Source organism: Microseira wollei NIES-4236 (genome assembly GCF_020521235.1).
GTDB classification, from domain to species: domain Bacteria; phylum Cyanobacteriota; class Cyanobacteriia; order Cyanobacteriales; family Aerosakkonemataceae; genus Microseira; species Microseira wollei.
Genome location: NZ_BLAY01000306.1, coordinates 1 through 6744, shown reverse-complemented (window position 1 = coordinate 6744; position 6744 = coordinate 1). Strand labels below are relative to the sequence as shown.

The 6744-nt window shown below is 41.0% G+C and carries 8 protein-coding genes; 4 read left to right on the top strand and 4 right to left on the bottom strand.

Translation table 11 applies throughout. The annotated features are described in order from the left end of the window. Both MiSe_RS46720 and MiSe_RS46715 read right to left on the bottom strand, forming a co-directional pair. Positions 1-233 (bottom strand): hypothetical protein (locus MiSe_RS46720; RefSeq protein ID WP_226593818.1); only part of this gene is annotated, 233 nt, incomplete at its 3' end. Positions 234-253: 20 nt separating this feature from the next. Beyond that, the gene (locus MiSe_RS46715) at positions 254-1240 is read right to left on the bottom strand and encodes a glycerophosphodiester phosphodiesterase family protein (RefSeq protein WP_226593816.1); all 987 of its coding nucleotides are present in this window, start codon (positions 1238-1240) and stop codon (positions 254-256) included. Between the two features lie 172 nt (positions 1241-1412). Between MiSe_RS46715 and MiSe_RS46710 the strand changes: the two genes are divergently transcribed. From MiSe_RS46710 to MiSe_RS46700, 3 genes are all read left to right on the top strand, one after another. Next, positions 1413-1976: a tetratricopeptide repeat protein gene (locus MiSe_RS46710; RefSeq protein WP_226593814.1), complete on the top strand. Its 564-nt coding sequence runs from the start codon at positions 1413-1415 to the stop codon at positions 1974-1976. After that, entirely contained in the window at positions 1973-2368 is a 396-nt protein-coding gene (locus MiSe_RS46705; RefSeq protein ID WP_226593812.1) for a GNAT family N-acetyltransferase, read from the top strand. The genes MiSe_RS46710 and MiSe_RS46705 overlap by 4 nt, the downstream gene beginning before the upstream one ends. Before the next feature lie 284 nt (positions 2369-2652). Then, positions 2653-2820, top strand: coding sequence for a hypothetical protein (locus MiSe_RS46700; protein WP_226593810.1), 168 nt, complete (start codon positions 2653-2655; stop codon positions 2818-2820). Here MiSe_RS46700 and MiSe_RS52430 read toward each other — a convergent pair. After that, positions 2817-3017, bottom strand: a complete 201-nt coding sequence (locus tag MiSe_RS52430) for a hypothetical protein (protein ID WP_307731674.1) — start codon at positions 3015-3017, stop codon at positions 2817-2819. The two genes, MiSe_RS46700 and MiSe_RS52430, sit on opposite strands and share 4 nt — an antisense overlap. A 235-nt stretch (positions 3018-3252) precedes the next feature. Between MiSe_RS52430 and MiSe_RS53435 the strand changes: the two genes are divergently transcribed. Next, complete coding sequence (locus MiSe_RS53435; RefSeq protein WP_373873034.1) at positions 3253-4557, top strand: Clp protease N-terminal domain-containing protein; 1305 nt, start codon at positions 3253-3255, stop codon at positions 4555-4557. A 74-nt stretch (positions 4558-4631) separates the two neighbouring features. Here the strand turns inward: MiSe_RS53435 and MiSe_RS46675 are convergent, their stop codons facing one another. Then, positions 4632-6341: a hypothetical protein gene (locus MiSe_RS46675; protein WP_226593808.1), complete on the bottom strand. Its 1710-nt coding sequence runs from the start codon at positions 6339-6341 to the stop codon at positions 4632-4634. Positions 6342-6744 lie beyond the last annotated feature (403 nt).

Below are 6744 nucleotides of genomic sequence, written 5' to 3'. Positions count from 1 at the left end.
TCCCCCTCCCGGGGGACTTTGAGCGGCAAAATAAATCCGGTTTCTGTCTTTTTCCTGATTTGTTTACTGGTGGGATATCCCCCTAAATCCCCCTCCCGGGGGACTTTGAGCGGCAAAATAAATCCGGCTTCTGTCTTTTTCCTGATTTGTTTACTGGTGGGATATCCCCCTAAATCCCCCTCCCGGGGGACTTTGAGCGGCAAAATAAATCCGGCTTCTGTCTTTTTCCTCATTTGTTTACGCGTGGAAGTAGCTAGCGCTTCAAAAGTGAGCCAATTAATTCAATTCGATTCGTGACAATTCCATCAAGGGGTAAGTTTTGCACCTGTTTTAAATCTTCCTTTGTATCTACTTCTATAACATATATTTTCAATCCGGCTTCTCGCGCTTTGGCAAGAAAAAGACCAGAAGACCAACCAGGGGTATATTTAAGATAGCGTGTTGGAATTCCTAAAGCATACTTTCCACAAAATTTGGAAATACTCCCAGAAAATAGCATGGCTAAATATTGAGGAATACAATCTTTTAGCTCTTTTCTAGTTGCCAAAATCTTTGGCACCTCCGGTACTTCTTGCTTTAGCAGTTCATACTGTTCTTCTCCTGAAAAAAAGTAGATATTTTTCCGCTGTTGTGCCGGATATTTTTTTAAATAATCTGCCAAAATTTTTACTGTGTTTTCAAACTGATCTTTTTGGTCAACCAGAAATTTGCGATCGGGAAATTCTCGCATCACTTGCTCAAATGTTGGCATCATTCCCACAAATTTGCCGCGAAATGGATAGGTTTTGCCGTTATCTGCGGTATAGCCATATCCAATATCCAACTTTTTCAATGTTGTCATGCTTTGTTCGTGGGTTACTCCCTTGCCGTTAGTTCTACAATCAATCTTCCAGTCGTGGAATATAGCCAGTTGCTTATCGGTGGTAGGATGTATATCAATTTCCACCATATCTGCGCCATACTTAAATGCTTCGCGAATTGAAGCAATGGTATTTTCCAGAAAATTATGGGTCGGCGGATAAATGATTGTAGCTGTGCAGGTTTCATTATTTAGGTTGTCAAAAGGAAATGTTTGGTGAACTCCTCGATGAGCAATCAGCGTAAATGATGATGGTTTGGGTGGCAGAGGACGGGGAAAGTAGAGGTATGCAATGATACCTAAAATTATGGTTGTTAAACCTCCCAACGATAGCAATACATATTTAAACTTCAGACTTTTTACCCTTTGCCGCCGAGTCATGGGCTTTTCTCCTACAAATTTAGCAGCTATAACTTCTGAGCATTGGTGCGTTACAGCTAAGCCTAACACACCCTACTAGCAGATTAAAATTGTAGCATGGTAGTTGGAAGTAACTCAACCGAATTCGGGTAGGGGTTGTTGGGTTTCTTCTGAACACTTTATTTGAGTAATCATGGTCGAAATTCCTTTTGATGTGTCGTATCATTTCGATGATGATTTGCATGATGTCCCAAATAACGCTGCCCAGATGCGACAAGCGTTGACGTTTTTGCAATCTCAACTGAACGAGCGTGGGATTGAAACAAAGCGCCAAATTCAGCTTCTAGGATTAATTGGTGGCTATGCTCGAATGTTGAAAGACTTTGCAACTGCACGAATGGCGCTGAGTTCAGCGGTTGATCTATCAGAATTGCTCGGAGATCAGCGGCTGAGAATTGCAAATTTAATTCGGTTAGCTCATGTTTATCAGTCGCAACAGGAATACAGGCTAAGCGAAGAATTATTTGAGGAGGCGATCGCAAGTTGCAAACGCGATCCTGACCTGGGATCATATCTCGACTTTGCGTATCAACATGCGGGAAAATGCAAATTCGATCAACAGCAGTACGAAGAAGCATTGTATTATTTTGAGCAAGCCTTGTCTCTTCGCAGTAGTAAAGGCGATCGATCTTTGATTGATTCAACTCAGATGGCGATAGATTCTGTAAATCGTCGAGTGCAAGCGCAGTTGTCATGACTACTATAATTCGAGACGCATTAATTCATGATTTTGATGATATTGCATCACTTTCAGTTGTGTCATATCAAGAGTATGCAGATTCTTTAACCCCAGAAAACTGGGAAATCATGAAACAAACCTTATCTAGCATTTCTCGTTTCGCAGAACAAGCGACATTTATCGTAGGAGAACATAATAATCGCGTCGTTGCCTCTGTTGCATACTATTCTCCTGGATACTCGGATCTCCAAATTTTCCCAAGTAATTGGGCATCTCTACGACTGCTTGCTGTTTTACCTGAATACAGAGGAAGAGGTATCGGAAAAGCACTGACCCAAACTTGCATCGAGCGAGCGAAAAGAGATGGTGCTGAAGTTATTGGTCTGTATACAAGGGCTACCAGTCATTAGCGAACACAGTTAAAAAGGGGAAAAGGGAAAAGGGGGATTTGGGGAAAAGGGGAAAAGGGGGAAAGGGGAAAAGGGGGAAAGGGAAAGCAAAAGTTTGTCCCTGTTTTCACCACAGACTCTTTTCTCCTCTGTTTCCCTTTGTCTTTCCTCTTGCCCTCTTTCCCCCATTATCCCCCTTCCCCAAATCCCCAAATCCCCCTTCCCCAAATCCCCAAATCCCCAAATCCCCATAGAGAGAGGCCATTTTGTCCCGTCTTAGATTGGTACCCTATACAAGTGAGTTAATGATAACTGCAAGAGAAATGTATGCTCAGATCGGTTTTCAACAGGATATAGAATTGCCCCAAAGGTTAGGAATTCGGTATTGGCGCTACTTTATGCAGTTAGATGTGGCAGTTGAATCAGCGATCTCCTGTATTTTGTTGTGGTTTGAATTTGAAAACACGCACTAGGGAAATAGTCGAGCGATTTGAACTTCAATCTCAGGAAAAGCCAGCATAAAAAGAGTCGCTTCTTCATTGAGGATAGTCTCTTTTTGGTTAATTTGTCCTTCTAGCAGTTCCACTCGTTCATCTGGGTCGAGAATTCCTGCTTCTGTCATGCAGTGGTATTCTTCTTGCGAAAACAAACGTACACTTGTTGAGGTCATGGCACTACTCCAGTAGCTTCGATCTTAGATCTTGCACCATTCTCAATCATCGGGAAGCAGAGCCTCCCAACCCTCATTCCCAGGTTCAACCTGGGAATGAGATATCGAGATCTCATTCCCAGGTTCAACCTGGGAATGAGATCTCGAGGCTCTGCCTCGTTGTTGATACTGAATCCCGTTCTGGCATCATATTAGTCTGGCCCTCATGTAAAGCAAGCTTCACATCAAGTAAAGCATGTATTACACTAAAGATACGGCTTGGGTATCTCCGTACCGCAAGCTTTGCCATCAACCTATGCAAAATCGTATTCGCGTTCTCAGAACCGAACGCCAATGGTCGCAAGCGCAACTAGCAGAGCGCTTGGGTGTCAGCCGTCAAACTATTAACGCCTTGGAAGTGGGTAAATATGACCCCAGTTTGCCATTAGCACTCAAAATTGCCCAACTATTTGGTACACCTATTGAAGCCATTTTCTCGCCGGAGGAAGGAACCATGTTTGCTCAACAATCACCGTTCAATTTTCCTAACTTGCCGGATGCATCACTTTTCTACAGATTTACTCCCAGAGCAGTTAAAGTCATAAAGTTGGCGCAAAAAGAAGCGCGTCGCCTCGGTCATCATTTTGTGGGTACAGAGCAAATTTTACTCGGTTTAATTGAGGAAGGTACGGGAGTTGCAGCTCAAGTTTTGAAAGCAGCAGGAATACACTTCAGACCAACTCGAATTGAGGTGGAAAAAATTATTGGTCGCGGTAACAGAATTACTTCTATCGGGATGCCCTTTACTCCTAGAGCCAAGTTGCTGCTGATTTGTGCTGCCGAATCTGCTAGCGAGTTGGGGCATTTTTACATCGATACGGAAAACCTACTGTTGGGTTTACTGCGTGGTAATAAACAAAATCGATTGGAAGGACAAGTAGAAGGGGTTGCTGTAGTAGTTCTCAAGCAGTTGGGAGTAGATCTAGAACTGCTTGAGCAACAGGTTTTGCAAGTTGCTCCCAGAGGAGCGGATTTAGGAATTGCTGCTCAAATTGAATCCCAAATTAACTCGGCTAAGCAAGCTGCCTCGTTAGTTGAATCTACCGATAATTCAACGACGGACTTTGCTTCTGCCGAGATTAGCGCTCGCTTTTGTGGCTTGTTATTTGCCTGGATTGAACCGCGTCAATTGGGACGGGTAATTGGCGATCGCACCGAATTTCACCTACCGGATGGGGAAGTGTTAACTCCCCGGATCGCCTTTGTTGCGGCAAACCGTCTCAAGCGAGTTCCTCGCATCTATCCAGAATTAGCACCGGATATGTTTGTAGAGATTAAATCTGCTTTCGATCAATTACCCCGTTTGCAGGAGAAAGTACAGCAAGCGATCGCTTTGGGTGTCAAAGTGGGATTGCTGATCGATCCTGATGGGCAAACTGTGACGATGTATCGCCCTGATGGTGCAGTCACGACACTGCGAGATCGCGATGTGTTAACCGTGCCAGAGTTACTATCCGGTTGGGAACTTCCTGTTTCAAATCTTTGGTCGCCGATGTTTTAGAAACAGGATTTACGCAGCAACACTATATGTGGTGGTTGCGTTGCCGTACTCTGCTGGAAGAGAGCACCCTACATTTACTGATTAGTTGATGTTCTATTCTCTTGGATAAAAACCACCCATTTTGGTAGCTCATCAATAGTAATTTTTTGGGAGAAATCCGGCAAATAATTCATGATAACTTCAATTTTTTGCGGATTATAGAAAGCTACAATTTTCATGTCTGATGGCACATATTCTAAAAAATGTTTTTGAGTAATTGTTAATTTTTTAAATTTAACTAAATCTCTATCATATAGGCCATTAAAAGAATGATAAAGCTTAGAATCGGCCATAATACTTGAGAGTGGTATTTGAGGAAAATAAACTTGATTGGGATATTTTTTGGCATATTTATAAGCAACCTCAACAGGGTTTTTCGGCAACCGTTTTAAAGAACTATAAAGCTTTTCCGGTGAAGATAAAAATACCATGCTTACTAATAATATTGTTATGGACAATACTGCCAATTTTATTAACTCTTTACTTCTTATTACTTCAATTTTATTTGATGAATAATTATATTTTAGTGAGAAAAATACCTCAACTACAATAGCTATAACAGCCAATAACAGAAAATACAATGTAACAGATAGTGAGTTCATTGCTCCACCAAGCTTTACTCTACTCAGCAAAGAGACTGGTGTCATATATATTGCTACTATAAGTAGCATTGACCATCGATTATTGCTCAACCATTCCCTCAAAGAACTCCACTTATATATAGTATTTTTAGCAACAATTACTTGATAGCCACAGTAGAAAATTATTATGAGTACAAATGGGAAGGAAAACTGGACTAATTCATAAGCTGCTATACTCAATACTTTGATTCTGTCAGGTAATTGCAACGCAGTTAACAAAGGTGATTCTGCATATCCTCCAGGAATGAGTGAACCAACCCACGGCCAACTGCTAGGATATTTTAGCATAGTAAAATATAAATAATCAGCTCCAAAGTAATAGATAAACCCCAGGGATACAGCTACTCCAGAAAATAGAAAACAAAAGGCATAGTGCTTAAACTTTTGATAGCTATCGGCTAGTAAAATATATGTTAATAATGCAAGAGGCAAAGGTAATAAATTTTGTTTAGTCCAAATAGCTAGTATAGCCAGCATAGAGGATAGAAGTAATCGGGGAATATCATTAGTTTTAGATCTACTGTAATAGAGTACAATACAAGCAGCACCTGCTAATCCCAAAGATGGTGCATCTGCATGAATTGTAAAAGCGGCAGAATTCAGTCCAGGAGATTCTGCTACCATTAAAAAAACAACAGCAAAAACCACGAAAGAAAACAATAATATTTTGAGGTCTTTTAAATTTTTATTAAGTTTAAAACCCAATAACAATATGGGTGTAAAGAAAAACATTATAGAAATTATTCCGGCTATTATAAGAGCTACTGTAGGTGATTTAGCCAGTGTAGATGGCAAATATGCAATTGCTGCTATAGGACCATACATCCAGCTTAGTATAGGACCACTTGCCTCAGCATTAAAAAATTTATAGTCATAGGCCAGTGCAAAAGCTGGTGTAAGGCGATTATTATTCCATATATTAAAGGGAATTTGCAGAATCATTATTAACATTATGCTAATGACAGCTAGGACTGCTAGGGGAGTAATAGCAGCAATAAACCTATCAATAATCTCCCAGGTATTTAATTTTTTAAAAATCCATATACTGCCAAATAATGAAACAATAATAATAAAGAGATAAAAGAGATAGCCGATTATGTGCATAATAATTTCTCCTTGCAATATGCTGCCTTACCCTACCTGGTCACGCTTAAGAGGTGACAAGTATCGCCGAAACCCTTGCACAGTCTGTTGTGCAGTACACCTCCTTTTCAAAGAATTGAACCCATTTTTTGGCCTGATTTATACTATTCTCAAATGCCTGCGGCTACAAGTCTCATAGATTCGTTTTCGACCGGCTGATTTCTCGGCTAATTTTTCAGGATGTGTGTGGCTTAAAAAGCTTATTATGTAAAACTTTCGGGCATAGTTGTCACCCATTCATCTGTCTTCCCTCCTGGAGACTCCCGCCATAACGGTACGACCTTTGGCGGTGAGAGGAAAGGAGGGGCAAGGTCTATGCCGCATACGAATAACCATCCTTTTTGTGAATAGCTGTGCAAGCTTT